The sequence below is a fragment of the Terriglobia bacterium genome, from assembly GCA_020073205.1.
Lineage (GTDB): Bacteria > Acidobacteriota > Polarisedimenticolia > Polarisedimenticolales > JAIQFR01 > JAIQFR01.
The window spans coordinates 13,024-39,295 of the sequence record JAIQFR010000033.1 but is presented as its reverse complement, the minus strand read 5'-3'; the positions used below and the strand labels follow the sequence as shown (position 1 = coordinate 39,295).

The following is a 26,272-nucleotide window of genomic DNA, read 5'->3' as shown; positions in this document are numbered from 1 at the left end:
GCGGACCTTCTCGACCGAACGGATCCGGGCACGGGGGACACCTCCATGGCCCGCACCACGGGGCTCCCCGCGGTGGTCGTGGCCCGCCGGATCGTAGGCGGCCATGCGATGCCCGCCGGCGTCCTTCCGGCGGAGCGGATCGCGCACGACCGGGAGACCTTCGACCTCCTGCTCTCCGAGCTCGGGCGGAGGGGCGTCCGGCTTTCGTTCGAGACCGTGGCCGTCTCCGGGGCGGCTCGCGAGCCGGGCGGGGCGCTGTAGGAGGGGCGGAGCGCGGCGTCAGCGTCCCTGCGCGACGAGCGCCAGGTTCTCCCGGCGCCGGGCGACGACCGTGGCCGCCGCGCGGAGGAGCGCCGACCCTCCCGCCACCGCGAGCGCGGCCCATCCCGCGAGGAGGGCGATCGCCACCGCGGGGCTCTTCAGCATCAGGAGACCCAGCGCCGCGAGGCCGGCCGGCGGCGCGCCCAGCGCGAGGAGGAGCAGCGTCCCGAGGATGCCGGCGGTGGGGTGAGGGTTTCCGGCGCGGCCGATCCTCCCGAGATCGGAAGGCTTCGGGAACAGCGCCGACAGCATCGCCGCGGCGGGCGCGAGGAGAGCGAGCATGGACGCGCTGGCGAGGGCCGCCGCGCCCCAGGCCCAAAGTGGCATCGATCTCGTCGCGATTCCACCGGCCAAGACCGAGAGGAGGAGCGTCAGCCCCCAGAGAAGGAACATGGCCGCCGCCTTTCCTCGAACGAGGTCGAGGTCGGACACGGGTGAGAGGAACTCCAGCGCGAGCCCGCCTCGGTCGGTGGCGAATTGGTTGAAGAGGAAGGGCTGCAGCGCGATCACGGAGAAGATCGCCGCCGCGCACGGGACGACGGCGCCGCTCGCGAGCAGCCTGGATGCGCCTGCAGGATCGGCCCTCACGGTGCCGGCTCCCATCCATCCGATCGCTCCCACGGCGATCGGTGTGAAGTAGATCGCGGTCTTCCCCCGCACGGTGCGGAGCACGAGGCGCGCCTCGGCCAGCGCCACCGCGGATGCGGCCGGCTTGAGCCCGGGGATCCGCGCGAGCCGCGTCCCCCGAAGCTCTCCTTGCCGGCGGGCCGAGCTTCCCGCCGGGGTTTCGAGGAGTCGCCGGTAAGCGACCCACGACAGGCCGAAGAGCCCCGCGCCTGTCGCGGCCAGGCCGGCCAGAGGAGCCAGCGCGCCCGCCGGCCGGCCCTCGATGCTTCGCTTCAGCGCCAGACCGTACATCTCCGAGGGCACGAGCCGGGTCCACGCCAGGAAGGCGGGGTCGGGCCGGGCCGCGACCCTCCTCTCGACGGCCACATGCGACCCCGGAAGGCTCGAGAAGACGGCCGGGAGGAAACCGGCGAACGACAACAGCGCCATGAACGCCAGGGTGATCCACTCGCCGCGGCGCCGGCCGCGCAGGAGGAGCGCGACGACGAACGACATCGAGCTCGAGAGCGACGCGAGGAAGGCGGCGAGCGCGACCCCCGCCGCGAGGGTCACTGCGGCCGCGGCCACCGATCCCGAGGCGAGGAGCCCCAGGGGCAGGGCGAAGAGCCCGGGGAGCACCGCGAGGACCCACGGGTCCGCGAGCCCGGTCACGACCTCGACGATGTGCAGCAGCCCGCGGGGGATCGGAAGGAGCGTCAGTCTCGCGAGGCCCAGGGTCGATCCCTGCATCGAGCGCAGCAGCGGGCCGACGAGGGTCACGAACGTGAGCACCGCGAGGAGCGCCCGCGGCACGATCGCGAGCACGATCCGGGCGGTCTCGGAGCTCGACGCGAGGAGCCCCCCGATGAACGCGCTCGCGGTCAGAGCGAGGGCGGCGGGCACGGCGAAGAGCCCCACGATCACGGGGACGGCGATCTCGGCCGCCCGGGAGACGCGCTCGAGCGCGTCCCGGCGGCTCTTGCGGAACCCGTTGGCGAGGAGCCGCCAGCGGAGCCAGGCGAAGGCGCGGAGGAGGCGGATCATCCCGCGAGCCAGTCCAGCGCCGCGCGCCCGGCGTCCCCGGCCCCGACGAGGCCGAGGAAGATCTCCTCGAGCGTCTTCCCCCCTCCCGCGCCGGCCCTGAGATCGGCCATCGGTCCTTGCGCCACCAGGCGGCCCCGGTGGATCACCCCGATGTGGTTCGAGATCCGCTCCACGATCTCGAGAATGTGCGATGTGAGGAACACCGTTCCGCCCCGCTCGACGAACGCCAGGAGGAGGTCCTTGATCTGGTGCGACGCCACCGCGTCGATCCCCTCGAACGGCTCGTCCAGGAACAGCAGCTTCGGCCCGGGGAGGAGCGCGGCCGCCAGCGCGATCTTCTTGCGCATCCCGTGGGAGTAATCGGCGACCAGGTCGTCCGCGGCCGTCCCGAGGTCCATCAGCTCGAGCAGCTCCTTCGAGCGGGAGCGGAGGGTCGGAGCGCTCAGGCCGTGCACCTGGCCCACGAACGCGAGGGTCTCCGTCCCGGTCAAGCGCTCGAAGAGGGCGAGGTCCTCCGGCATCACGCCCACGCGCCGCTTGACTTCCACCGGATCGACGAGCGGGTCGATTCCGAGGATGCGCATCGAGCCCGACGTGGGGCGGAGGAGTCCGGTCAGCACCTTGATGGTCGTGGATTTGCCGGCCCCGTTCGGACCGAGGAAGCCGTAGAACGCCCCCCGCGGCACCTCGAGGTCGATCCCGTCCACGGCCACGAGATCGCCGTAGGTCCGCTTCAGTCCGCGCGTCTCGATCGCGAGGTCCATCGCGCTCTCCCAAGCTCCGACGCTACCTACGCCATAATAACGGCATGAGCGACGTGGACACCCTATACGAGAAGGCCGAGAAGGAGTTCGACCGCTGGGAGGTCGTCAAGGACGTCGTCGACGAGACCATCGACCTGATGCTCAATCACCGGCAGAGCGGCCATCCGGGGGGCTCGAGGTCCAAGGTCCACCTCCTGCTGTCGACCCTGCTGTCGGGGGCGATGCGGTGGGACCTCCTCCGGCCGTGGCGGCCGTTCCAGGACCGGTTCGTGCTCGCGGCGGGCCATACGGTGCCGGTGGTGTACGCGGCGCTGGCGGCCCTGAACGAGGCGATCCTCGAGCGGCATCGCCGGACCGGCGACCCCGCCTTCGAGCTGCCGGACGGGGGGCGCTGGGCCTTGACCGCCGCCGATCTCCTCTCGTTCCGCCGGCGGGGGGGGGCTCCCGGGACACGCCGAGATGGCGGGCAAGACCCTGTTCCTGAAATTCAACACCGGCCCGTCGGGGCACGGCCTTCCCGCAGCCGCGGGCGAGGCGCTGGCGCTCAAGCTCGCCGGGTGCGACCGGGTCAAGGTGTTCGCGCTCGACGGCGAAGGCGGCCTGACCCCCGGCGCCTCGCACGAGACACGCAACTCCGCCTGGGGGCTCGGACTGTCGAACCTCGTCGTCCTCCTGGACTGGAACGACTTCGGGATCGACGATCACCCGGTCTCGTCGGTGGTGCCCGGGAACCCGGACACCTGGTTCGACGCGTACGGGTGGCGGGTCGCGGGCACGGCGGATGGGATGGAGTGGGGGCCGGTCACGAGAGCCGTGCTCGAGGCCGCGTGCGGCGAGAATCCCGACGGCGTGCCGTCCGCCGCGTGGGTCAGGACCCGCAAGGGACGGGGGTACGGGAAGTACGACAACGCGTCCCACGGCTCGCCGCACCCGATGAACTCCAGGGAGTTCTGGGAGCTCAGGAAGCCGTTCATGGAGAGATACGGCGTCGAGTACGAGGGCTTCGACCGTCCCGCCCCGAGTGATCCCGAGGCGAGGCGGCGCCAGACCGCTGCCAACCTCGAACGCGCCTTCGATGTCCTCCGCCGCGACGGCGGGCTGGTCGACTACCTCTCGGACCTCCTGGTCCGGCTCGCTCGCGAGGTGCCGGAGAAGCCGCCGGAGTTTCGCCTCGGCGGGCGAGGCGCGAGGATCTTCGACGACGAGCGGCTGTTCGACCCGCGCCGGTATCCTGCCGAGATGTTCGCGAGGCCGGGCGAGAGGAAGTCCAACAAGGAAGGGCTCGCCGCGTGGGGCGCGTGGGTCAATGCGCTCGGGAAGGAAGCGTACGGCCGGCCGCTCTTCATCGCCTGCTCCGCGGACCTCGCGGAATCCACCAGCATCGCCGGCTTCGCCAAATCGTTCGGCACGATGTCCGGCTGGGGCCGCTACCGGCGCTCCGAGAACCCGATCGGCGCTCTTCTCCCTCAGGAGATCACCGAGTTCGCCAACGCCGGAATCATGGCCGGGCTCGCCACCGTGAACCTCTCGGACGATCCGCGATGCGGGTTCAACGGGTTCTGGGGCGCCTGCTCGACCTACGGGGCTTTCGCGTACCTGAAGTACGGCCCGATGCGCCTGTTCAGCCAGCTCGCCCAGGACTGCGATCTCCCGGTCGGAAAAGTCATCTGGGTCGCGGGGCACTCCGGGCCCGAGACCGCCGACGACTCGCGGACCCACTTCGGCGTGTTCGCTCCAGGGGTCACGCAGCTCTTCCCCGACGGGCAGGTGATCGATCTCCATCCGTGGGAGCACAACGAAGTTCCCGTGGTGCTCGGCGCCGCGCTCCGGGAGAAGGCGCCCATCGTCGCGCTGCACCTGACGCGCCCGCCGATCGAGATCCCCGACCGCGAGGCGCTCGGGATCCCATCGCATCTCGAGGCGGCGCGCGGCGCGTACGTGATCCGGGAGTTCCGACCCGGCCGCCCGCCGGCGGGGACGGTGTTCGTCCAGGGGACGTCGACCACGAGCAACCTCGTCGGGGTCCTCCCGGAGCTGGAGCGGGCCGGGATCAACGTGAGGGTGGTCGCGGCGATCAGCCCCCAGCTACTCCGGCTTCAGGACTCGAGATATCGCGACCGGGTCGCCTCGATCGCGGATCTATGGGACGCCATGTGCATCACCAATCGCGCGCTGCGCCTGATGTCCGACTGGATCGCGCACCCGATTGCCGCGGAGTACTCGCTCTCGTCGGATCGGGACGGGCGCTGGCGGACCGGAGGAACGGTGGAGGAGATCGTCGACGAAGCAGAGCTGTCGCCCCGGCACATCCTCGAGGGGATCGAGCGCTTCGCGCGCGACCGGGAGCGGCGGCTCGCACGGCTCAGGGAGGCGGTGGACGCCGCGGCCCGATGAGCGGGGAGCGTGACGCGATGAACGAACCTGGATTCTGGCTCGAGGAGTTCCCGGCGGCGATCACCGTGACCGACGCGGACGGGACGATCCTCACCATGAACGCGCGGTCGCGGGAGACGTTCGCGAAGGACGGCGGCGGCGCGCTGGTCGGGAAGAGCGTTCTCGATTGCCACCCGGAGCCGGCGCGCTCGAAGACGGCCCGCCTCTACGAGGACCGGACGCCCAACCACTACACGATCCGCAAGGACGGCCGGCGGAAGATCGTCCACCAGGTCCCGTGGTACCGGGACGGCGCGTTCGCCGGCGTCGCGGAGATCGTCTTCCCGATCCCCGACGAGGTGCCGGAGTTCGACCGGGGGTAGCCCCGGGCTGACCCTGAAGACTCCCCACGTGTGGGGAAGGCGGACGCGCGTGTAGGAAAACCCGGCACTCCGGTCGCGGCGATTCGTCCCTCCCCGGTTCTCGGAGCGGGGAACTCGTCGCCATGACTTGCTTTTCCGTCTCCGCACCCGCGCCGACGCTCGCGGCACGGCGATTGCCCTACCTACGAGCGAGACTTTGTGTCCGGCGGTCCCGGAATGGGTTCATCGGGAGGCGCGACATGCCCGGCACGGAGACCTTCTGGCTCAACCTGGTGAACGCGGCGTTCGGGATCACGACGGCGGCCGCGATCGTGGTGGTGGTCGCCGCCACGATCCGCGAGATCGTGACCCGCGGCCACCACTCCCGCTAGGGCCCGTCCCGCGGGAAGTCCTGCCTAGCGCGGGATCCCGTATCTCTTGATCTTCTCGTAGAGCGTCGAGCGATCGATTCCCAGGACGGTCGCCGTCTCCTTGATGTTCCCCCCGTGCCGCCTCAGCGTCGCCGCGATCACCTGCTTCTCGATCTCCTCGAGGGGAAGGTCGACCGGGACGTGCCGCCCCCCGCGTTCCGACGCGTCGCGGACCAAGAAGGCGAAGTCTCCGCTCGACAGCGCGCGCCCCAGGCAGGTCACGAGCGCACGCTCGAGCGCGTTGTCGAGCTCCCTTACGTTCCCCGGCCACTCGTGGTCCATGAGCACGGCCAGCGCAGCGTCGTCGATCTCCACGGGCTCGCGCCCCATCTCGGTCGCGATCCGCTCGACGAACTCCCGGGCGAGGAGGGGGATGTCCTCCCGTCGCTCGCGGAGCGGAGGGATCCGGATCTCGATCACGTTGAGGCGGTAGTAGAGGTCTCCCCTGAAAGTCCCCTCCGCCACCGCCTCCAGGAGGTTCGCGTTGGTGGAGGCGATGACGCGGACGTCCACGTGGACTTCCTCGGAGCCGCCGACGCGGAAGAAGCTGCGCTCCTGGAGGACCCGCAGCAGGTCCAGCTGGAGCTTCGGCGAGATATCGCCGATCTCGTCCAGGAGCAGGGTCCCGCCGTCCGCCAGCTCGAACTTCCCCTTCTTCCTGGCATGCGCGCCGGTGAACGAACCCTTCTCGTGGCCGAACAGCTCCGACTCGAGCAACGTCTCCGTGAGCGCGGCGCACGAGACGGCGACGAACGGCCTGGAGGCGCGGTCGCCCACGCTGTGGATCGCCTGGGCGACCAGCTCCTTGCCGGTGCCGCTCTCGCCGCGGATCAGAACCGTGCTCTTGAGGTTCGCGATATCGCGGACGAGCGCGAAGATCTCGTGCATCCTCGGGTTCTTGCTGACCATGTCCTGGAAGCGGTACTGCCTCGTCAGCTTCCGGCGGAGGATGACGTTCTCCCGCTCCAGGTTCCTCAGGTGGCGGAGCCGCTCCAAGAGGAGCGAGATCTCGTGGGGATTGCACGGCTTGACGATGTACTCGTGGGCCCCTTCCTTCATCGCGGCGATCGCGGTGTCAACGGTGGCGTACGCGGTGATGATGATCGGGGTCGTCCCGGGCGAGAGCCTTCTCACCTCCCGCATGGTCTCGATGCCGTCCATCCCGGGGGGCATCTTGAGGTCGAGGAACGCGACGTCGAAGCTCCGCTCGCGGACCCTGGCGATCGCTTCCCGGCCGGACGCGGCGGTCGCCACCCTGTACCCGTCCTCGGCGAGCCACGCGGCCAGCGACTCGCGCTGGACCTCCTCGTCGTCCGCGACGAGGATCTCCCAGCGGCGGGTCACGACGCGCCCTCCCGTCCCGTATCCCTCGCGGAGAGCGGGAGGCGCACCCGGAACGTGGTCCCGGAGCCCTCCGCGGTCTCAACCGAGATCTCGCCGCCGTGGGCCTCCACGATGCCGTAGACGACGGCGAGACCCAGACCGACCCCCTTCCCGTCCTCCTTGGTGGTGAAGAACGGGTCGAAGATCCGGGGCAGGTCCTCCTTGCGGATCCCGCCGCCGGTATCGCTCACCGCGAGGATCAACGAGCGGCCGTCCGCGGCGGCGGCGGTCCGGACGGCCACCCGTCCTCCTCGCGGGACCGCCTCGACGCCGTTCAGCGCCAGGTTGGTCACGACCTGCTCGATCTGCGAGGCGTCGCAGACCAGCGCGGGGAGGCTCGGCGAAAGCTCAGGCTCGAGTCTCACCCCGGCCTGGCCGGCCTTGTGCGCGATGAGCGAGAGGGTCGTCCGCACGATATCGTTCAGGTCCGCGGGGCCCGCCTCCCGCTTGGACTTTCTGGAGAAGGAGAGGAGGTCCGAGACGATCCGTCCCACCCGCGCGGTCTCCCCTTCGACCTGGGAGAGGTAGCGCCGGAACTCCTCGACGCGACCCGCGGGGATCCCGTCGTCCTTCAAGATCCGCTGCATGAGCGTCGAGAGGTTGAGCACGCCCGAGATCGGGTTGTTGATCTCGTGGACGACGCTGGCGGCGAGGTGCCCGAGGGAGGCGAGCCGCTCGCTCCGGGCGAGGTCCCTCTGGGTCTCCTCGAGCTGGGCGGTCCGCTCCTCGACCTTCGCCTCGAGGCGGTGGGTGAACTCCGCGTTCTCGAGCTGCGCCGCCTTCAAGCGCTCCCGCATGACGTCGAACGATCGGGCCAGCTCGCCGACCTCGCCTCCCGTGCGGACCTCCACCTTCCGGTCGAGCTGCATGGCGCTCACCGCCTTCGTTCCCTCGATGAGCTGCTCGATCGGGCGGCCGACGAACCGTCGGGTGAAGAGCGCGATGAAGATCGCCAGGAGCGAGACCTCGAGGGCGGTCGTGAGGAGGGCGCGAACCTCGAGCCCGGCCAGGTCGCGGTCCACCCGGGCGAGATCGAGGGTCACGTCGAGGACGCCGAGCACGTTCTTGGACTCGGGGTGGGCATGGCAGGCGGCCCGGCTACACGCCGGCTCGTTGTAGATCGCGGTGACCATTCCCAGCTTCCGGCTCCGGTCGGATCCGCGGAAGATCCTCGCCCGGGAGGGGACGTCCACCCGCACCAGCGGCTGCTCGCGGGTGTGGCAGAGGAAGCAGGCCTCCGCGTTCTTGTCCACCTGGGTTTCGCCCCCGGGCGACGTGGAGAACATCACCCGTCCTTCCTTGTTGAAGATCCGGATCCGGTCGATCCCCTGCTTGGTCGCGATGGTCTGCATCACCTCGTACGCCGCGCTGCGCTGGTCCGCCAGCATCGCGTGCCAGGTGGCGCTGGCGATGCTGCGCGACAGCTGGTCCGCGCCGAGGACCATCCCGTCCACGACCTGCCGCTCCTGCTTGCGGACGTTGTAGAGGGCGAAGGAGCCTTCGACGACGATGAGGATGACCGTGAGGGAGACGATCAGCCTGAGCGCCAGGCTCTTCGGCACGACGGTCCTTTCGGGCTCATCGAGGTGGGCGATGGGCCGTCCCGGCGGAGCGAACCCTGGGGCACATTATCGCACCCGCGGGGGCCTCGGGGCCAGGGGCGCCCCCCGGCGGCGCGCGGCTACCGGCTCTTGTCCGGATACCTCGGCGGCTTCGGCTCCTCCACCGGCTGCTTCTGGAGCGTCTCCCTGAGGTATGCGATCGCGGCCTCGAGCTGGGCGTCCTTTCCGTCGAACGTCGCGCGGGGGAGGTTGTCCACGATCACGTCGGGCTCAACACCGCGCCCCTCGATGAGCCATTGCCCCTCGGGGCCGAAAACGCCGCTCTCGGCGGCGGTGGCGATGCCCTTGTCCACGAGGACGTTGTTGCTGGAGAGCCAGATCTCGCCTCCCCAGGTCCGCGTGCCGATCACCTTGCCGAGGCCGAGCCGGCGGAACCCCTCGGCGAACGCCTCGCCGTCCGACGCGGTCCACTCGTCCACCAGCACGACCACGGGGCCGCGGAAGGCGTACTGCATGTTCCAGATCGGCGCTCCGACCCTCGGCTGCCAGTAGAACCAGGCGCGGCGCATCAGCTTCTCGAGGATCCAGCTGTCGATGTTCCCGCCGCGGTTGTGCCTCACGTCCACGATCAGTCCCTTGCGCCGATACACGGGATAGAAATTCCGGGCCCAGTCGGAGTAGTCGCTCCCGCCCATGGCGCGCAGGTGGACGTATCCGAGGTCTCCTTTGCCCTTCTCCTCGACCTCGAGGCGGCGCGTAGTCTCCCAGTCGTCGTACCGGAGGTCGGCGGCCGCGCCCGGGAGCGGGACCGCGATCGCGTCCCGGGTCTTTCCCGATTTCGTCTCCCTGATCGTCAGCAGGACCTGCTTGCCGGCCTTGGCGCGGAGCAGCACGCCGGGGTCAGGAACCGTGAGGAGCGCGACGCCGTCGATGGCGGTCAGCACGTCCCCCTCGGCGGCGCCGACCGCGGGCTTCGCCAGCGGGGAAAGCTCGCCGGGATAATCCGGGTCGGCGCGGAAGATCCGGCGGATCCGGTACCCGCCCGCGGCCGTGTCGCGGTCGAGCTCGGCGCCGAGGGACGAGTTCGCCACCGGGTCCGGAGTCTCGCGGAGGTCGCCGCCGCGGACGAACATGTGGAGAGCCGACAGCTCCGCGACCATCTGCCCCAGGAGGTCGTTCAGCTCGGCGCGGTCGGTGACCCGCGCGACGAGCGGCTCGAACTTTCCGCGCATCGCCGGCCAGTCCACGCCGTGCATGCTCCGGTCGTAGAAGTAGTCGCGCTCGAGGCGCCAGGCCTCGCGGAACATCTGGCGCCACTCCTCGCGCGGATCGAGCGCGAACGTCCAGCCGTCGAGCGAGACCTTCTTCTCGGAGAGGTCGTGGCTCTCCTCCGCGGACGACTCGATCACGTACAGGTCGTCCCCCTTCCGAACGAGGAGCTTCTTGCCGTCCTGGGACGGCTCGTACCCCTTCACCTCCGGCACCAACGTCTTGACCTTCGGCTCGTGGCTCGTGACCTCGGCGTAAGCGAGGCGGGCCTTCCTCTCGAACGAGGTCTCCCGCACCTCGAAGAAGAGCCTCTTCTCCCCGGCGGACAGGTTCTCGTAGTTGTCCGCGGGAAGCGGGACCTCCTGCACGCGGTGGTCGAGGCCGTCGAGCTCGATCTTCACCACGACCGCCTTGTCCTTCGGCTTCGCGCCGGCGGAGCCCTTCGGCTTATCGCCGGCCTCGCCCTCCTGGTCTTTCTCCTTCTCCTTGTCCTTGTCCTTGTCTTTGTCGTCCTGGGCCTTGGCCTCCTTGGGGGCCAGCTCGTCCGACGGCTGCCACGGGGAGCGCTGGCCGCCGGGAAGGTCCACGAGGTAGATCTTCGTGATCCTGTCGAAGAACGGCTCGGGCTGGCGGTCGCCCCACGGGCTGCCCACGAGGGACCGGAGCTCGCGGTCGGACAGGAAGTAGAGCCACTTGCCGTCGGGGGTCCAGGCCGGCGAGGCGCTGCCGGTGCGGTCGGAGGTCAAGGGGACCGTGGTGCCGTCCGCGGGACGGTGGAGCCAGATCCTCGACAGCTCGTTGTCGCCGGGGGCGACGTACGCGAGCCACGCGCCGTCGGGGGACCAGGCGAGGTCTAAGAACTCCCCCGTTCGGGACGTGGCGATCCGGGTGCTCTTCTTCTTTTCGAGGTCGAGGATCCACAGCTCCTGGTTCTTGTCGTGGTACGCGATGCGCTTCCCGTCGGGGGAGGGGACGCCGTCGAAGCGAAGGACCTTGCCGTCCGAGGTGAGCGCGTCGCCGGCGCCGACCCCGTTCGCCGGGAGCTTCCACCACTCGACCTCGCCGCTCTCGTCCGAGAGGACGGCCAGCGACTTCCCGTCGGGGAGGAACCGGGCCTGACGGTAACGGACCCCCGGCCGCCGCGTCGCCTCGACGATGCGTCCCTGCCGCGCAGGCGCGACGAACACCTGGCCGCGGGCGGTCAGGGCCACGCGGTCCCCGTCGGGGGAGAGGTGGGCCGACGTCAGGTACTCCATCGGCTTCTTGACCCATCGCTCGCGGGTCTGGTCGAGGTCCGACGCGAGCGTGACCGCGATCGCCGCGTCCTTGCCGGTGGCGAGGTCGAGCACCCACAGATCGGCGCCCAGCTGGTAGGCGATCTTCCCGTCGGACAGCGACGGCGACGAGACGTCCCACCCGTCGTGGCGGGTGTGCTGCATGAGGTCGCCGCCGCTCTCGTCCATCGACCAGACGTTCAGGGTCCCGTCCCGGTCGCTGACGAAGTACACCCTTCCCCTCCACCCCATCGGCCACCGGCTCGTCCCGTCGAAGTCCGCGGTGAGGCAGACCGCCTCCGCCGCGCCGGGGGCGAGCTTCCAGATCTTCTGCGCGGTCCCTCCCTTGTAGCGACGCGTGTGGCTCCCCTGGTACCGGAGCCGGCTGAAGAACAGCGTCCTCCCGGAGAAGTCGTACGAGCCTTCCGCGGCCTGGCTCAGCGGGAGCGTCTCGCGCGCTCCGGACGCCGGGTCCACGGTCGAGAGCTGGGCGTCGGGGAGCGTGCTGCGGTTGGTCGTGGCGTAGAGCACCTTGCCGTCCGGCGTCCACCCAAGGACGGTGGCCGAGCCGTCCCAGGTGAGCCTCCGCGGCAGGCCGCCCGCGAGCGGCATCACGTAGACCTCGGTGGGTCCCTCGTACGTCGCGGAGAACGCGACGACGGCGCCGTCGGGGGAGATCGCGGCGTTCGACTCCATCCCGGGGTGGCTGGTGAGGCGCTCGGCGGTCCCGCCCTCGACGCTCACCTTGTAGAGGTCTCCCTCCGCCGTGAACACGATCGTCCCGGCGTGGATCGCCGGGAACCGGTAATAGCCGAGCGGGGCTCCCGCGGCGAGCGCGTCGAAGGCGAGGAGCGCGAGGACGAGAGCGGAGGCGGGGACGACGAGTCGGCGCTTCATGGGTCTCTCCAGAGCAAGGCGCCCTCAGCCGGGGCGGCAGGGCCAGGGATGTTAACACCTCGGCGCCGCCGCGGATTCGACGCGGCCGGCTTCACCGGAGCGCCGGCTCAGGAGGCGGGGTCGAGCGAACCGTCGAGAAAGGAATCGTACGCGGCCAGGTCGAAGAGGCCGTGACCCGACAGGTTGAACAGGATCACCTTGTGCTCGCCGGCCTCCCGGGCCAGGAGGGCGTGAAGGACCACGCTGTGGATCGCGTGCGCCGACTCCGGCGCAGGGATCGTCCCCTCGCACCGGGCGAATTTCACGGCGCTCTCGAACACGGGCCCCTGGGGATACGCCTCCGCTTCCACCAGGCCGGCGGCGAGGAGGTGGCTGACCAGGGGCGCCGAGCCGTGGTAGCGCAGCCCGCCGGCGTGGACCGGCGGCGGGACGAACTCGTGCCCGAGAGTGTGCATCATCAGGAGCGGCGTCGTCCCCGCGGTGTCGCCGAAGTCGTAGCGGCGCGCCCCGGCGGTGAGCGTCGGGCACGAGGACGGCTCGACCGCGATGGCGCGGAGGCCCTTCCGCTCCCCCCGGAGCCGCTCGCCGAGGAACGGGAAGGCGAGGCCCGAGAAGTTGCTGCCGCCGCCGTGGCAGCCGATCACGATGTCGGGGTAGTCGCCGACCAGCTCCATCTGCTTCCGCGCCTCGAGGCCGATCACCGTCTGGTGGAGGAGCACGTGGTTCAGGACGCTGCCCAGCGCGTACTTGGTGTCGTCGCGCCGCGCCGCGTCCTCCACCGCCTCGGAGATCGCGATCCCCAGGCTGCCGGGAGAGTCCGGGTGGTCCCTCAGGATCCGCCGGCCGGCCTCCGTCCGGTCCGAGGGGCTCGCGACCACCTCCGCGCCGTAGGTCTTCATCATGACCCTCCGGTACGGCTTCTGGTCGTAGCTCACGCGGACCATGTACACCATGCACTCGAGGCCCATGAGCCTCGCGGCGCACGCGAGGGCGCTCCCCCACTGACCCGCGCCGGTCTCCGTGGCGAGACGCTTCACTCCCTCGCAACGGTTGTAATACGCCTGGACCAGGGCAGTGTTGAGCTTGTGGCTCCCCACCGGGCTGACGTGCTCCGACTTGTAGTAGATCCTCGCGGGCGTATCGAGCAACTCCTCGAACGCACGCGCGCGGAACACCGGGGTCGGCCGGTAGAGGCGGTAGATGTCCCGCACCTCGCCGGGGATCAGCACCTCGCGGTCGCGGGTCATCTCCTGCGCGATCAGCCCCATGGGGAAGATCGCGGAGAGGTCCCCGGGTCCGATCGGCTTCCCGGTACCCGGGTGGAGCGGCGGCTCAAGCGGGACCGGCAGGTCCGCGACGATATTGTAGAAGTGGGTCGGGATCTCGGACTCCGGCAAGGCGATCTTCGTATCGGTCATAAGCCACCTCGAGCGGTCCGTGGCGCGTGGTGGTAGCGCCCCCTTCCGGCGGGCTCCATCCTAACCCGGGCCACCCCGGCGCGCCTCAGCACCGGTTGCCCGTGCGCGGCGCGGTTCCTATAATCCGCGTTCGCCTCGTCCCCGACCGCTCCAGGAGGGTCCACCGCCGTGAAGTACGCGATCCTGCTCCCCGACGGGGCGGCCGACGAGCCGCTGCCCAAACTCGACGGAAGGACGCCGCTCGAGGCGGCCCTCATCCCGAACATGGACTCCGTCGCGGCGAGCGGCCTCCTGGGGCGCGCCGTGACGATCCCTGAGGGGTTCACGCCGGGAACCGACGTCGGCACGCTCTCGGTCCTCGGGTACGACCCTCACCGGTACTACTCCGGCCGCGCGCCTCTCGAGGCCGCCGCGAAGGGCCTCGCCGTGCGCCCGGACCAGATGATCTTCCGCTGCAACTTCGTGACGGTCGGGGACGGCCTGATGCGGGACAACACCGCGGGGCACATCGCCCAGGACGAGGCGGACGCGCTGATCTCCGACCTCGACGCGGCGCTCCGCGGCGACGGGTGCGAGTTCCATTCCGGGGTCACCTACCGCCACCTGATGCTGCTTAAGGACGCCGCCGGCCTCGCCCTCCGCTGCGCGCCCCCTCACGACATCATCGATCAGCCGGTGACGAAGCACGCCCCCTCGGGGACCGGCGCCGAGCGCGTAACCGGGATCATGGAGAAGGCCGCCACACTGATCGCGGGCCATCCGGTGAACCGGCGCCGGCAGGAGAAGGGGAAGGCCCCGGTGACCGGCATCTGGCTCTGGGGCCAGGGGCGCCCGACGCCCTTCGAGAGCTTCGCGTCGCGGTTCGGCCCGAAGGGCGCCGTGATCACCGCCGTCGACATCCTCCGGGGGATGGCGAACCTCATGGGGATGCGCCTGATCGAGGTCCCCGGCGCCACCGGCTACATCGACACGAACTACGAGGGGAAGGGGAGGGCGGCGGCCCGAGCGCTCGACGAGTTCGACCTCGTGATCGTCCACGTGGAGGCCGCCGACGAGGCGGCCCACATGGGGAGCCCCGAGGAGAAGGTCAAGGCGCTCGAGAGGATCGACGAGGCCGTGGCGGGGCCGCTCCTCGAGCGGCTGCGCAGGTTCCCCGAGTGGCGCGTCCTCGTCGCGGCCGACCACCCGACCGAGTGCGTCTCCCGCGGCCATTCCGCGGTCCCCCCGCCGTTCTGCTACGCCGGCGCCGGGATCGCGCCGAACGGGGGCGCGCGGTTCACGGAGGCGGCGGCCGATCGCACGGGGCTGTGGGCCGATCCGGGTCACGAGCTGATGGAGGCGTTCATCCGCCGCTGAGGCGCTTCACGTGACGAAGCCGCGCGTCCTGATCCTGCACACCGGCGGCACCCTGGGGATGCGGCCGCGCGAGCCCGACCACGCCCTGGCCCCCGACGAGTTCGGCAGCACGATCCTCGAGCACGTCCCCGAGCTGGATCAGATCGCGGCGATCGAGACCCGCGTCTTCTCCAACATCGACTCGTCCGACGTGAACTGCGCGCTCTGGATGTCTCTGGCCCGGGAGGCCGCCGCCGACATCGCGCGCTTCGACGGGATCGTGATCACCCACGGCACGGACGCCATGGCCTACACGGCCTCGGCCCTCTCCTACGTCCTCCGGGACCTGCCGCGCCCCGTGATCCTCACCGGGGCGCAGCGGCCGATCTCGGATCCCCACTCGGACGGCCGGGGCAACCTCGTCGGCGCGGTGGAGCTGGCGTCGCGCGCGATCCCCGAAGTCGCGATCTACTTCGACGGCATGCTGCTGCGCGGCAACCGGACCATGAAGCGCAGCTCGTTCTCGTACGCGGCGTACCGATCGCCCAACTTTCCCCCGCTCGCCGAGATCGGGATGGAGGTGAGACTCCACGTCGAGCCGCGAACGCCGGGCTGCACCTGCCGGATCGAGGGGGGCTTCGACTGCCGGATCGCCGCGCTGCGCCTCCTGCCCGGCCAGCCCGCCGCCCCCCTCGCTGCGCTGGCGGGGACGGGGATCGGCGCGGTGCTGGTGCAGGCATACGGCGTCGGCAATTTCCCGGTCCTCGACCTTGGCCTCACCGACGCGGTCCGGACGCTCACCGGCGCCGGGATCGTGGTCGCCATCGGCTCCCAGTCGATGCACGGCCGCGTGGACATGTCCCGCTACGCGGGAGGGCGGCTCGCCATGGAGGCGGGGGCGGTCGGCACCGCGGACATGACCGTGGAAGCCGCCGCGGTGAAGCTCATGTACCTCCTCGCGACCTCGACCGGCCCGGAGGAGATCAAGGCCCGACTGTGCATCCCGATTGCGGGAGAGGTGACGTAAGGTCGCGAGGACGCCGGCGATCCGTTGCGAACGCGCAACCGAACCTCGCGACGCCACCTGCCGAATCCGCCCATCGGGCCTTATGTTTGCGGTCGCCTGCTTCGAGGCGTCCGATGGAGCCCGACGCGAAACCCAACGGGCCATCCTCCAAGGAGGGTGGACGGGATCTCGTCTCCCGCGCCCGGGCGCTCTTGCAGGCCCGGCATTACAGCCGCCGGACGGAGGAAGCGTACGTCCTCTTGATCCGGCGTTTCGTCGGCTTCCACGAGGGGCGCGCGCCAGGCTCGCTCGGCAAGGACGAGGTCAACGCGTTCCTCACGAGCCTCGCCGTGGACTGGCGTGTCGCGGCGCCGACGCAGAACCAGGCGCTGGCCGCGCTGTTGTTCTTCTATCGCGAGGTGCTCCGGAACCCGCTGGCCGGCCAGGAAGGGGTCGTGACGGCGAGGGGTGCCCGCCGGCTCCCCGTCGTGCTCTCGCGCGAGGAGGTGCGCCGGCTGCTGCGCCAGCTTCAAGGGCCGGTCGCCCTGATGGCGCAGCTCCTCTACGGCGCAGGGCTGCGGCTCCTGGAGTGCTGCCGCCTGCGCGTCAAGGACCTCGACCTCGACCGCAACGAGATCACCGTCCGCTCGGGGAAAGGGGACAAGGACCGCCGCACCATGCTCCCGGCGTCCGCGAAATCCGCGCTCACCGAGCACCTCGCGCGTGTCAAGCGCCTTCACGAGGCCGACCAGCGAACAGGCGCCGGCTGGGTCGAGCTCCCCAGCGCCCTCGGTCGCAAGTACCCGAACGCCGGCCGCGAGTGGGGATGGCAGTGGGTGTTTCCCGCCACCCGGTTCTATCAGGATTCCAAGACCGGTCAGCGCCGCCGCCACCACCTGCACGAATCCGCCGTTCAACGCGCCATTCGAGAGGCCGTACTGAGGGCTGGCATCGCCAAGCCGGCCACGAGCCACAGCCTGCGGCACTCCTTCGCCACCCACCTCCTGGAGGATGGGTACGACATCCGCACCGTCCAGGAACTGCTGGGCCACCGCGACGTGGCGACGACCATGATCTACACGCACGTCCTCAATCGCGGCGGTCACGGAGTGGTGAGCCCGGTGGATCGCCTGGGCGATTAGCGCCGGAACCTCGTCCTCGTTCGATCGTACCGAGGGAGGCGATGGCTTCCGCGGGGTTCTCAGGTGGGCGGCTCCACTTCGCGCAATTCTTGGGTCCGGGCACTGCGGCGATCTCACAGCACGCCTTGAGCCCTTGGCCCGGGACCTCCCGTTAGAGCTTGCAATTCCGAAAGGTCGGGCGTAAGACATTGACAGCAAGGGTTCCGGCCGGGGGACAGACTGAACGCCACCCGAGCCAAAGAGGTATGGAGTCAAGCTGCCGACTGACGGCTATGCGCATAAAACCAGAAAGGTGACCGGTTTTACGTGATAACGAAGTTGGCCCGAAAGACAAGTTAGCCAGATTCTATGCGCGATAAACGCCGAATCTTGCTGCTAATCCTGGTTGTCGGGGCACTCTATATGGCCACCTGGCTCGTGGCATCTCGGACCCTCGCACCTCAGCTGAAAAGCGATGTGCTTGACCAGATAGCCGCGTTGACCGTGGATAGAGACTCGACGATTGCCTATGCGACAGCTCGGCTACAATCCGAAAGGGAGGATCTGGCGCTCAAGTCGGAAGTCCACATCACACGGATCGTCCCGGTCCTGCCAGGCGTAGTTCTCGCCTGGCACGACTTCTCGATGTTATTTCGGGCTGGCGGTCAAGGCGTTGGCGGATTCGGGAACGTCAGCTTGGTGGTGGTATACGGCTTCGGAGAAAGAAGGCTGTATTCGCGGAAGCTGTGGACTGTACCGTGAACTGGCTAACTACAGCGTGAAGCTGGCGGTCCATCCCGTCACGTCCGTTGCTTGCGCAACGGCCGCGCCGGTCCGGACCGCAGCTTACGCTGGTCGTTGGGCAGACATGAGAAAGACCCGCGCCCCCCTTGGTGCCTCCGTGCTGTTCGCAGCAACGCTGTGCCTCGGGGCTGGTACCTCCAAACCCTTCTTCCGTGAATACGTCGTTCCGGCGGGCCACTTGGCGGAAGGTGCCGCCGCACGCGTAATCGTCACCGAGAGGGCAGAAGCCTTCGACAAGCCAGTGACCTGGGCGGTGTCCGTCACGGTGGGGAGCACCCTCGTCTTTCGAAGCGAAACGGACGACGCGTGGATGGATCCCAATTTCCACGATCCGGGCTTCATGGCGGGGTGGGCGTGCAATTCGTACGCCTCGTGCAAACGGGCGTGGTACGAGTCGGTCCCGAAATCTATCGTAACGACTGTCGATGCCACGAAGCCTGCTTGGAGCTTTTTGCTCGATCCGGAAGCTGACAATCGGGCGGGACCGACTATCCGCTCCTCGCTGCGAAGTACGGGCAAGGTGGACGATCGCGCGGTCGAACGCCTTGCCTCCAACCTTGAACGGAGACTCGCAGCGGGCCCGGTTGAGGTACTCTCGCTTTCGACCAATCCAAATACAGACGCTCCGATAATGATGTTCGTTCGTGAACTCGGTTGTTTCGTGACGATCTGGTCGCCGTAGGCTGCAACGTGCTGCCCAACACCAGCGTGAAGCTGCCGGTCCGTCCCTTCACGTCCGTTGCTTACGCAACGGCCGCGCCGGTCCGGCCCGCAGCTTACGCTGCACGTTCGGCGGTCAGAGAGAAAATGCGTGCCGCCCTTTGAGGCGGCGTTCACGTTCGGAATGCTAGAGGAGGGCGCCGCCAAGTGAAGGGAACGAAGGTGAACTGGCGTTCAGACTTTCCTATTCGTGAGCAGGTCGAGGATTTCGCCGGCAGGGAGAGGACGTTTGTGATTACCTGCCATGAGGGCGGACTCGGATTCACCGTCCGAGCCGAGGAAGAGGGGGGTCAGGGCTTTGGCTACGAGTTCGCGGCCTACAGCGAGACCAGCCCGTACAGCGCCCTTGGCAGGGTGAGGCAGAAGATGCACCGGGGTCTCGCGACGCGGCACATCACGGGCTCGCCCGGCGGCCATACCCTCCTGCACGACAGGCTGACCGGCCGAATCACTTCTGACGGACAACGTGGCGTGGTGCTCGTGGTGGATGGGACCCCGCTCGACATCGATGACCTGGCATCGATCCTAGGCTCCCACGAGGGGCGGTGCTTCGACCTACGGATCTTGGATGCACTCGAATGAAGTGCGACGATGACAAGCGGCCGCCGAACATGGCCCTGAAGCTTGCGGGCTGCCCGGGCACGCCGCGTGCGGCAGCACGCGTCGCACCCGCGCATCCCGCAGCTTAGGGCCGGGCGTTAGGTCGACTTACGATGAGACCAGCAGGACTCCTCATGCGCTCGTCAGACCTCCGGGCACTCCAACCGAGTCCGTGGCTCCGCACGGCCGCCATCACGATCGCTGTACTCGCCGTCTGCGGGTTCGTCGTCGATGTCGCGCTCCAAGGGCCGCTGACGTGCTGGGTGTGGGAGGAGTACGTGGTCGCACGCGCCGAGGCCGCGTGGGGCTTTCATGCGCAGTGGATCGAGTACTCCAACGGCCATCAGTACCTGACAATTCTCGCCGTCACTCCCGGCGGGCCATTCGATCGCGCGGGGGTAAGGCCCGGCTATATTGATTCGCCGATGCGTTCCGCCTCCTACGGAGAGGCAGGCGGTCTGTACTGCAACCTCGACCGCTCGACGGACGAGGCGCACCTCGTACTGTGGGAGAGAGCTTTCGATCGGTCGTCCCAAAGGAAGATCGTTGCTCGAAGAAAACCAGCGAGCTAACCTCCGCGTGCAGGCGACGGACTCGCGTGTCACGGCCCGTGCATACTGCGGCACGGGCCGCGCCTCTCGGCCCGCGGGTTACCGCGGGCGTTCGGCGGACGCAACTAGCGGTAAACGTCTCGACGATGACCGATTTTAATGACCGTCACGGTGCGATCGTGGTCGAGCACCTCGTAGAGAATACGGTAGTCACCCTGTCGAACGCGGTGAAGGTCGTGTCCGGTAAGTTTCTCATTCCCAGGCGGGCGGGGCTCATCCGACAATCGGCGCAGGCGCCTCACGACACGCCGACGTTCGTTCAGGGGCAGGGCCTCAAGCTCCTTGGCCGCCGATGGCTTGATCAGCAACCTATAGCTTGCCACGGCGTCGCAAGTCCTTCAGAACACTCTCGAGGTCAAGGCTGGGCTCCTTGGCTCGGGCCCGATAAGCAGCGAGATCCTCGGCGTCCTCCGCGAGGTTGTAGCGCACGGCGTCGTTTACGAGGTCCGAGATGCTCTTGTCGGTCTGGGCAGCCTTGACTCGAAGGGCCCGGTGCAGATCCGGGTCGAGGTAGATGGTGGCGCGTCTTGCAGTGCCCATGCGGTAAGGATAGCGTCATGACGCTAAAACGTCAACCGGATCCCATTAAGGCACGCCGCCGAACAGCGGCATGCAGCCGACGACCGCTGCGCGGCCGCGGCTGATGCCGGGTCGTGTGTGCCCAGCATGGTCACTGACTTGGAGGTGAGAGTCCTTCGGGGACCTGGTCGCGGGGACCCAAGCGAAGCGCAAGGTGCCGACCGCGAGGTCGTCGCTGAAAGAAGCGTGGAGCGAATCCGCGGGCTGACGAACAGAAACCGGATACGAGGCGTACACGGCAGGGCGAGCGGGCACGTTACCGCGAAGCTCTCGCGATCGGGAGCCGTGAGCGTAAATCCGGCAGTCGTGCGGAGAAGGCCAGTGACCTTACCTGGGGAGATCTCGCTTTGCGCCCGAAAGGGCGACGCCGCGAGAGCGGTGGAGCGAGAAGTCAGCAGAGGCCGTAGTAGCCGCGCCATGGCGTGGTGAAGGGCCGAACGAGGAGGAGGGCGAGCGGCCGTGACTCTCGAAGGAGCCAGGCCTCAGAAAGAGGAAGCCCCGACGGCGGGTTGCGGAGCCGCGCGCCCAGGCACGGGCCGCCTGATGGAGGAGGTTGTCGAACGAGAGAACCTGAAGGCGGCGTTGAGACGAGTTCGTCAGAACCAGGGGAGCCCCGGCACCGACGGGATGAAGACGGAAGAGCTCCTGCCGTATTTGCGGGATGAGTGGGTGCGGATTCGCGAGGAGTTGCTGGCGGGGACGTACCGGCCGCAGGCGGTGAAGCGGCAGGAGATTCCGAAACGAGGCGGAGGTACCCGCACTCTCGGAATTCCGGTCGTGCTCGACCGGTTCATCCAGCAGGCGATGCTCCAGGTCCTGCAGCCTCGATTCGATCCGACCTTTTCCGAGCACAGCTACGGCTTCCGTCCTGGCCGCAGCGCCAAGCAAGCGATTGCGAAAGCGCAACGGTACATCGAGGAGGGACGCCGCGGCGTCGTCGACGTCGATTTGGAGAAGTTCTTCGATCGCGTCAACCACGACGTGTTGATGGGGAGGCTGGCGAAGCGAATCGAGGACCGACGGATGCTGCGGCTGATTCGGCGCTACCTCGAGGCTGGAGTGATGACCGGCGGGGTGGTGATCGAGCGGCACGAGGGGACGCCGCAAGGCGGTCCGTTGTCGCCGCTGTTGGCCAACGTTCTTCTCGACGAAGTTGACAAGGAGCTGGAGAAGCGAGGTCACGCCTTTGTTCGCTACGCCGACGACTGCAACGTGTACGTGCGGTCTCGCAAGGCCGGCGAGCGGGTGCTGACCTTCCTGCGAAAGAAGTATGGGGATCTCCGGCTGCGAATCAACGAAGAGAAGACCGCGGTGGCGCGCGTGATCACCCGGGAGTTCCTGGGGATCGCGTTTTGGCGTGGAGCAGGAGGTAGGCTGCGCCGCCGAGTGGCCGACAAGGCCCTGGAAGCGATGAAGAACCGAGTGCGAGAGATCACGGGACGAAGTCGGGGGAGGAGCGTTCGTCAGGCCGTCGAGGCACTGAGTCGGTACCTCACGGGCTGGCGGGCGTATTTTCGCATGGCGGAGACGCCGGAGATCTTTCGGTCCCTGGATGAATGGATCCGACACCGCCTGCGGCAGATCCACCTGAAGCACTGGAAGACGGCCAAGCGAGCTTACGCGGAATTCCGCGCACGCGGAGCCTCCGAGGAACTCGCGAGGCGGGTGGGCGTTCGCTGCCAGCGGTGGTGGTACCATTCAACCCACGCGGTTCACGTCGTGCTGACGAAGGAGTACTTCGACGGGCTGGGCGTTCCCCGGCTCGCCCCGTGACCTCAACTCCCCGAACCGCCGGATTCGGACCCGCATGTCCGGTGGTGTGGGAGGGGTCGAAAGACAACTATCCCGATCAGGTTGCCAGAGGGTGAGCGGAACTCAACGGGGAACCGGCGTGGAGATTAGGATCCTCGGCGACATCCAGGACGTGGAGACGATCGCGACGGGATCTGGGATCCGCGAAATCGAACGTCTTCGGCGTGTTTACGGTCCGGGTCGGTGGCGTAAACTGAAGGGTGTGGCGAGGATTCGGCTTCCAGATGGCACGGAGTCGTGGGCCGAAGTACATTGGTACGAAGCCCACGGCGTCGGCCGCCGAGAGTTCAAGGTCAAGCGCTTGATGGGTGAACGCACATGAGGCGACAGGTCACTTCCGGCCACTACGTCGTTTGCCTTGCCAACCGAGGCTACAGGGCGTCGCTGATCGTCCGCAAGATCTACGAGACGATCCCGGACCCCGATGCTGCCAAACGCGGTCTGCTGCGAGTCGTTGACGAATCCGGTGAGGACTACTTGTTTCCAGAGTCTATCTTCGCCGTGATTGAGGTTCCGAAGGACCTACGACTTCGGCTGGCAACCTAACATCGCGCTGGACCCGTCGGTCCTTCGCGTCACGGCGCTTGCGGTGCAATCGCCGCGCCCCTCGGCCCGCGGGTCAGCGCGGGTCGTTGGGCGGACCGGAGCACGCAATGAGCACACGCCGGACTGTCTAACCCGCGATAATGCCGGAGGTCAGCCCACTCGGATACCGGAAGTCATACTGTCTAGATTGCACGAGAAAGAACTGTGCTTGTATTTAGGTGCACACAAAAGCTTCAGAAGCGGCTGAAGGTCCGCGCTCCCATCAACCTGCCGAAGTCCTCGGCGCAACTCGGCGATTGGTACGGCAACACCCTGTTCGTCGGTCGACTTCGCCTGGTGATCTTCATCAGCGAAACGACGATGCTTCCAGTTGTCGTGACGCTTCGAGAATCAAAGACCTTGGTACCGCGCTTTCAGAAGGCACTGTGCCAGTTGCTCGAGGCGCTTCAAATGCCCAAGTCAATCGTTCTCCAGGAAATGGATATCGACAGTGGGTGGGCGTTTGGTCCGACCGCGAGCCGACGCGTCGTGGGGGTTCTCAATGAGCTTGCATATCAAGCCGAGGCCGAACTGTACTCGGGCAGGTGCGGGAATCCTCTCGACCTGGCCTTGCGGCTCAGCGGCGTTCCGATCGGCGGGCTCGAGCACATCGTTCCCTGCGATGCCGCCCGAATGCTGCTCGCACCGACCGCGCCGAAGCGTGCAATATGGCAAGCGTGCAATCTAACCGCATGAACGCGACGGTCCGTCTGGTCACGCCGCGTGCTTGCGCACGCGTCGCGCCACCGCGCCGCGCGGGTCAACGGAATCGTCTAGACGACAGATAAGACGCCTTGCATTAAGTACGTTACGGTGTACACTCTCCTGTACGGACACCTTGTTCCGCAGGAGGTCAGCATGCCGAGAGTCCGGCCAAGCGAAGACGTTCGGCCCCTTTCCGAGTTTCGAGCCAAGGTCGCCACCTTCGTGCAGCAAGTACAAGGCACCAGACGACCGCTGATCCTCACGGTCCACGGCCGAAGCGCAGCGGTACTTGTCAACGTCGCCGAATACGAGTCGCTGCTCGATGAACTTGAACTGCTCCGCGACGTGCGAACCGCCGAGGTTCAAATCAAGAAAGGTCGCGGCATCAGCCATTCCACGGCGAAGGCAAGAATCCTCGGGCGGCTTCGGAAGTGAGAGTCGTCTGGTCACCCTTAGCGTTGAGGCGAGTCACCGAGATAGTGGACTACATGTCTCGCGACCGCCCGGACACCGCGACGCAGTGGGCCGAGGGCCTGTTGGCTCTCGCGGGCCAGTTGGAAGCATTTCCCGGGCGGGGTCGGATCGTGCCAGAGATCGGTCGACCGGCAATTCGCGAGTTGCTTTACGGGGAATACAGGATCGTCTACAAGGTCCAGGCTGCCAGCGTGGGCATCCTCACCGTTGGTCACGGGAGACGGCAGTTCGCGGTATCGGAGGTGCGTCGTCGACGGAAAGGGACCGCCGGCCCAACCCGCCGCTGAACTCGGCGGCCGCCTTCGGCGGCCGCGGGTTAGCGGCATTGCGCTATCCGGACTCCGGATGAGCGAACCGCTTCGGATCAAGTCGGCGCGCGACGCCTTGACGCTGGACCTCGGTCCGCCCGAGCGCGGAACTCGGGAAGGGTGGTTTCCTGTCGCTCTTTCCGGCGGGGCGCTCAACGCAATCTTCCGGGCCTACGACAATCGGCTCGACGGAATTGCGAAGTTCTTCGAATCGATGGCCGCTGAGACCAACGGCTGGACTGGCAACAAGTCGTGGGGATCCCTCGAGGCGCACCTGTCGATGAATGCAACGACGGATCGCTTGGGCCACGTCTACCTACAGGTCATACTCCGGGACTGCGATGACCCGGCGGAATGGCGCGTGGAAGCTACGGTGTTGCTAGAGTTCGGGCAACTCGAATCAGTCGCGAAAGCGGCCAGAAGAGTGTTCGGTGCCAGCGCCTCCGTATAACTCCCGCGTGCAGGCGCCGCACTCGCGTGTCACGGCCCGTGCACACTCCAGCACGGGCCGCGCGTTACGCGCGGCGTTATGCGGACGGACTGTGAGCGAGGAGCGGCCCGGGCCGGAACGCGGCGTGGGAGCTCGATACCGCTGAAGGATGCAAGAGGACGTCAAATGAGGAGCAGCGCTATCGACGGCTCACAACGCAAAGCCGCGAGGATCGCAGGACTTGCGTACCTGTCTTCCTTCGTCACCGTGGCCTCGGTCAATTTCGGCATCTTCGCACGCCTGATCGTTAGCGCTGATCCGGCGCAGACCGCGCGCAACATCCTGGCGCACGAAGCACTCTTCCGCGTCGGCCTCGCGGGCGACGTGCTCTACTGCATTGCTGTTCTCGTCGTGAGTGCAGCGCTCTATGTCGTTCTCAAGCCAGTGGACCGGACGCTCGCCTTGGTGGCCGCCTTCGGTCGCCTGGTCCACGGCTTCACCTGGCTCCTGGTCACGGTCAATCTCTTTACCGCTCTGAGGCTGCTTAGCCGCCCCGAGTACGCGCGCGGGTTCCCTAGGGACCAGTTGACAGTGCTGGCACGGCTGTACCTTTCTGGCTTCGACCAAAACTACGTCGGCCTGCTGTTCTGGTCCTTGGCGGCCACCGCCGGCGCGTACTTGTGGCTCAAGTCGGCCTACGTCCCCAGTGCGTTGGCCGCCTTCGGCGCGCTGGCCGGCGCATGGTGCGCCGCCTGCACCTTCGTTCTGTTCCTCTTCCCCGAATTCCCGAAGCTAGTGAACCCGTGGTGGTTCGACATGCCGATGGTGCTCTTCGAGATCGCGCTCAGCGTCCTGCTACTCTTTCGCGGTCTGCGACCATCCGGGCTCACAACACAAGGTCCGGTCAGCCTGGACGTTGAGGTATTTGCAATCAATAACAAGGCGACTCATGAATAATCTGGCTCTCTCCCTCATAAGCGCGATCCTCATTGGGCTTGGCGCAACTCTCACTTTCGATCTGTGGGCGCTGTTTCTCAAGCATGCCTTCAAGATTACTCCATCCGACATCTGTCTAGTCGGGCGCTGGCTTCGATACATGCCAGAGGGAACCTTCAAGCATTCGAACATTGCATCTGCTCCACGGAAGAGCGCAGAATGCACGGTAGGATGGATCGCCCACTACATGATCGGCATTACGTTCGCCATCGTTTTCGTCGCATTAGTGGGCGACAACTGGGTTCGGCATCCGACGCTGAGTCCCGCGATCGTCTTCGGGGTCGTCACGGTCTTGGGGCCATTCTTGATCATGCAGCCCCTACTTGGGCTCGGCCTTGCTGCATCCAAGACGTCAAATCCTACGCGGGCACGACTCCGCAGTTTGACGAATCACGCCGCATTTGGCGCGGGTCTTTATCTGTTCGCATGGTTGGTCAACTGGTTGCAACGGGCATTTGCCTAACTCGCGTGTCACGGCCCGG

The 26,272-nt window shown here is 67.7% G+C and carries 25 protein-coding genes and 1 pseudogene; 18 read left to right on the top strand and 8 right to left on the bottom strand.

What is annotated here, in order from left to right; translation table 11 throughout:
* On the top strand, positions 1-261 hold a 261-nt coding region (locus tag LAO51_09020; GenBank protein MBZ5638880.1), incomplete at its 5' end, for a hypothetical protein.
* 18 nt (positions 262-279) lie between these two features.
* Here LAO51_09020 and LAO51_09015 read toward each other — a convergent pair.
* Both LAO51_09015 and LAO51_09010 read right to left on the bottom strand, forming a co-directional pair.
* On the bottom strand, positions 280-1,971 hold the full coding sequence (locus LAO51_09015; GenBank protein ID MBZ5638879.1) for a hypothetical protein: 1,692 nt from the start codon (positions 1,969-1,971) through the stop codon (positions 280-282).
* The gene (locus LAO51_09010) at positions 1,968-2,735 is read right to left on the bottom strand and encodes an ABC transporter ATP-binding protein (protein MBZ5638878.1); all 768 of its coding nucleotides are present in this window, start codon (positions 2,733-2,735) and stop codon (positions 1,968-1,970) included. The genes LAO51_09015 and LAO51_09010 overlap by 4 nt, the downstream gene beginning before the upstream one ends.
* 44 nt (positions 2,736-2,779) lie before the next feature.
* Between LAO51_09010 and LAO51_09005 the strand changes: the two are divergent.
* Together LAO51_09005 and LAO51_09000 are read left to right on the top strand one after the other, a co-directional pair.
* Positions 2,780-5,129 (top strand): annotated as a pseudogene (locus LAO51_09005) (transketolase).
* A 17-nt stretch (positions 5,130-5,146) separates the two neighbouring features.
* On the top strand, positions 5,147-5,491 hold the full coding sequence (locus LAO51_09000) for a PAS domain-containing protein (protein MBZ5638877.1): 345 nt from the start codon (positions 5,147-5,149) through the stop codon (positions 5,489-5,491).
* Positions 5,492-5,886: 395 nt separating this feature from the next.
* Here the strand turns inward: LAO51_09000 and LAO51_08995 are convergent, their stop codons facing one another.
* From LAO51_08995 to LAO51_08980, 4 genes are all read right to left on the bottom strand, one after another.
* A complete protein-coding gene (locus LAO51_08995; protein MBZ5638876.1) occupies positions 5,887-7,245 on the bottom strand; it encodes a sigma-54 dependent transcriptional regulator in 1,359 nt (452 codons plus the stop codon).
* On the bottom strand, positions 7,242-8,846 hold the full coding sequence (locus LAO51_08990; protein ID MBZ5638875.1) for a HAMP domain-containing protein: 1,605 nt from the start codon (positions 8,844-8,846) through the stop codon (positions 7,242-7,244). Before LAO51_08990 ends, LAO51_08995 begins: the two co-directional genes overlap by 4 nt.
* Before the next feature lie 119 nt (positions 8,847-8,965).
* Positions 8,966-12,286, bottom strand: a complete 3,321-nt coding sequence (locus LAO51_08985) for a PDZ domain-containing protein (GenBank protein MBZ5638874.1) — start codon at positions 12,284-12,286, stop codon at positions 8,966-8,968.
* Between the two features lie 107 nt (positions 12,287-12,393).
* Entirely contained in the window at positions 12,394-13,704 is a 1,311-nt protein-coding gene (locus tag LAO51_08980; protein MBZ5638873.1) for a TrpB-like pyridoxal phosphate-dependent enzyme, read from the bottom strand.
* Positions 13,705-13,872: 168 nt separating this feature from the next.
* Between LAO51_08980 and LAO51_08975 the strand changes: the two genes are divergently transcribed.
* The 7 genes from LAO51_08975 to LAO51_08945 all read left to right on the top strand — a co-directional run bounded on the left by LAO51_08975 (position 13,873) and on the right by LAO51_08945 (position 19,862).
* A complete protein-coding gene (locus tag LAO51_08975; GenBank protein ID MBZ5638872.1) occupies positions 13,873-15,060 on the top strand; it encodes a cofactor-independent phosphoglycerate mutase in 1,188 nt (395 codons plus the stop codon).
* A gap of 10 nt (positions 15,061-15,070) precedes the next feature.
* Positions 15,071-16,066 (top strand): asparaginase, encoded by a 996-nt coding sequence (locus LAO51_08970; GenBank protein ID MBZ5638871.1) that lies wholly within the window; start codon positions 15,071-15,073, stop codon positions 16,064-16,066.
* Positions 16,067-16,179: 113 nt separating this feature from the next.
* Positions 16,180-17,187: an integron integrase gene (locus tag LAO51_08965; GenBank protein MBZ5638870.1), complete on the top strand. Its 1,008-nt coding sequence runs from the start codon at positions 16,180-16,182 to the stop codon at positions 17,185-17,187.
* Between the two features lie 369 nt (positions 17,188-17,556).
* Positions 17,557-17,928: a hypothetical protein gene (locus LAO51_08960; protein ID MBZ5638869.1), complete on the top strand. Its 372-nt coding sequence runs from the start codon at positions 17,557-17,559 to the stop codon at positions 17,926-17,928.
* A 106-nt stretch (positions 17,929-18,034) separates the two neighbouring features.
* A complete protein-coding gene (locus tag LAO51_08955) occupies positions 18,035-18,652 on the top strand; it encodes a hypothetical protein (GenBank protein ID MBZ5638868.1) in 618 nt (205 codons plus the stop codon).
* A gap of 185 nt (positions 18,653-18,837) precedes the next feature.
* On the top strand, positions 18,838-19,272 hold the full coding sequence (locus tag LAO51_08950) for a hypothetical protein (protein MBZ5638867.1): 435 nt from the start codon (positions 18,838-18,840) through the stop codon (positions 19,270-19,272).
* Between the two features lie 152 nt (positions 19,273-19,424).
* On the top strand, positions 19,425-19,862 hold the full coding sequence (locus LAO51_08945; GenBank protein MBZ5638866.1) for a hypothetical protein: 438 nt from the start codon (positions 19,425-19,427) through the stop codon (positions 19,860-19,862).
* Positions 19,863-19,966: 104 nt separating this feature from the next.
* Here the strand turns inward: LAO51_08945 and LAO51_08940 are convergent, their stop codons facing one another.
* Entirely contained in the window at positions 19,967-20,224 is a 258-nt protein-coding gene (locus LAO51_08940) for a type II toxin-antitoxin system RelE/ParE family toxin (GenBank protein MBZ5638865.1), read from the bottom strand.
* Complete coding sequence (locus LAO51_08935; protein ID MBZ5638864.1) at positions 20,211-20,441, bottom strand: ribbon-helix-helix protein, CopG family; 231 nt, start codon at positions 20,439-20,441, stop codon at positions 20,211-20,213. The genes LAO51_08940 and LAO51_08935 overlap by 14 nt, the downstream gene beginning before the upstream one ends.
* A 582-nt stretch (positions 20,442-21,023) precedes the next feature.
* Between LAO51_08935 and ltrA the strand changes: the two genes are divergently transcribed.
* The 8 genes from ltrA to LAO51_08895 all read left to right on the top strand — a co-directional run bounded on the left by ltrA (position 21,024) and on the right by LAO51_08895 (position 26,253).
* Positions 21,024-22,253 carry a group II intron reverse transcriptase/maturase gene (gene ltrA, locus LAO51_08930; GenBank protein ID MBZ5638863.1) on the top strand — a complete coding sequence of 410 codons (1,230 nt, stop codon included), beginning with the start codon at positions 21,024-21,026 and terminating at the stop codon, positions 22,251-22,253.
* A gap of 118 nt (positions 22,254-22,371) precedes the next feature.
* Positions 22,372-22,614: a hypothetical protein gene (locus LAO51_08925; GenBank protein MBZ5638862.1), complete on the top strand. Its 243-nt coding sequence runs from the start codon at positions 22,372-22,374 to the stop codon at positions 22,612-22,614.
* Between the two features lie 428 nt (positions 22,615-23,042).
* Positions 23,043-23,573: a hypothetical protein gene (locus tag LAO51_08920; protein ID MBZ5638861.1), complete on the top strand. Its 531-nt coding sequence runs from the start codon at positions 23,043-23,045 to the stop codon at positions 23,571-23,573.
* 162 nt (positions 23,574-23,735) lie between these two features.
* The gene (locus tag LAO51_08915) at positions 23,736-24,017 is read left to right on the top strand and encodes a type II toxin-antitoxin system Phd/YefM family antitoxin (GenBank protein MBZ5638860.1); all 282 of its coding nucleotides are present in this window, start codon (positions 23,736-23,738) and stop codon (positions 24,015-24,017) included.
* Complete coding sequence (locus LAO51_08910; GenBank protein ID MBZ5638859.1) at positions 24,014-24,343, top strand: type II toxin-antitoxin system RelE/ParE family toxin; 330 nt, start codon at positions 24,014-24,016, stop codon at positions 24,341-24,343. The genes LAO51_08915 and LAO51_08910 overlap by 4 nt, the downstream gene beginning before the upstream one ends.
* A gap of 58 nt (positions 24,344-24,401) precedes the next feature.
* The gene (locus tag LAO51_08905; GenBank protein MBZ5638858.1) at positions 24,402-24,815 is read left to right on the top strand and encodes a DUF6228 family protein; all 414 of its coding nucleotides are present in this window, start codon (positions 24,402-24,404) and stop codon (positions 24,813-24,815) included.
* 165 nt (positions 24,816-24,980) lie between these two features.
* Positions 24,981-25,751: a DUF4386 domain-containing protein gene (locus LAO51_08900; protein MBZ5638857.1), complete on the top strand. Its 771-nt coding sequence runs from the start codon at positions 24,981-24,983 to the stop codon at positions 25,749-25,751.
* Positions 25,744-26,253, top strand: coding sequence for a DUF2938 domain-containing protein (locus LAO51_08895; GenBank protein MBZ5638856.1), 510 nt, complete (start codon positions 25,744-25,746; stop codon positions 26,251-26,253). Before LAO51_08900 ends, LAO51_08895 begins: the two co-directional genes overlap by 8 nt.
* Positions 26,254-26,272 lie beyond the last annotated feature (19 nt).

Excerpts from the sequence above, each read along its gene's own strand:
- LAO51_09015 (MBZ5638879.1), bottom strand. The coding sequence starts at position 1,971 with ATGATCCGCCTCCTCCGCGCCTTCGCCTGGCTCCGCTGGCGGCTCCTC.
- LAO51_09010 (MBZ5638878.1), bottom strand. The coding sequence starts at position 2,735 with ATGGACCTCGCGATCGAGACGCGCGGACTGAAGCGGACCTACGGCGAT.
- LAO51_09000 (MBZ5638877.1), top strand. The coding sequence starts at position 5,147 with ATGAACGAACCTGGATTCTGGCTCGAGGAGTTCCCGGCGGCGATCACC.
- LAO51_08985 (MBZ5638874.1), bottom strand. The coding sequence starts at position 12,286 with ATGAAGCGCCGACTCGTCGTCCCCGCCTCCGCTCTCGTCCTCGCGCTC.
- LAO51_08980 (MBZ5638873.1), bottom strand. The coding sequence starts at position 13,704 with ATGACCGATACGAAGATCGCCTTGCCGGAGTCCGAGATCCCGACCCAC.
- LAO51_08965 (MBZ5638870.1), top strand. The coding sequence starts at position 16,180 with ATGGAGCCCGACGCGAAACCCAACGGGCCATCCTCCAAGGAGGGTGGA.
- LAO51_08955 (MBZ5638868.1), top strand. The coding sequence starts at position 18,035 with ATGAGAAAGACCCGCGCCCCCCTTGGTGCCTCCGTGCTGTTCGCAGCA.
- LAO51_08945 (MBZ5638866.1), top strand. The coding sequence starts at position 19,425 with ATGCGCTCGTCAGACCTCCGGGCACTCCAACCGAGTCCGTGGCTCCGC.
- LAO51_08935 (MBZ5638864.1), bottom strand. The coding sequence starts at position 20,441 with ATGGGCACTGCAAGACGCGCCACCATCTACCTCGACCCGGATCTGCAC.
- ltrA (MBZ5638863.1), top strand. The coding sequence starts at position 21,024 with ATGGAGGAGGTTGTCGAACGAGAGAACCTGAAGGCGGCGTTGAGACGA.
- LAO51_08915 (MBZ5638860.1), top strand. The coding sequence starts at position 23,736 with ATGCCGAGAGTCCGGCCAAGCGAAGACGTTCGGCCCCTTTCCGAGTTT.
- LAO51_08905 (MBZ5638858.1), top strand. The coding sequence starts at position 24,402 with ATGAGCGAACCGCTTCGGATCAAGTCGGCGCGCGACGCCTTGACGCTG.
- LAO51_08900 (MBZ5638857.1), top strand. The coding sequence starts at position 24,981 with ATGAGGAGCAGCGCTATCGACGGCTCACAACGCAAAGCCGCGAGGATC.
- LAO51_08895 (MBZ5638856.1), top strand. The coding sequence starts at position 25,744 with ATGAATAATCTGGCTCTCTCCCTCATAAGCGCGATCCTCATTGGGCTT.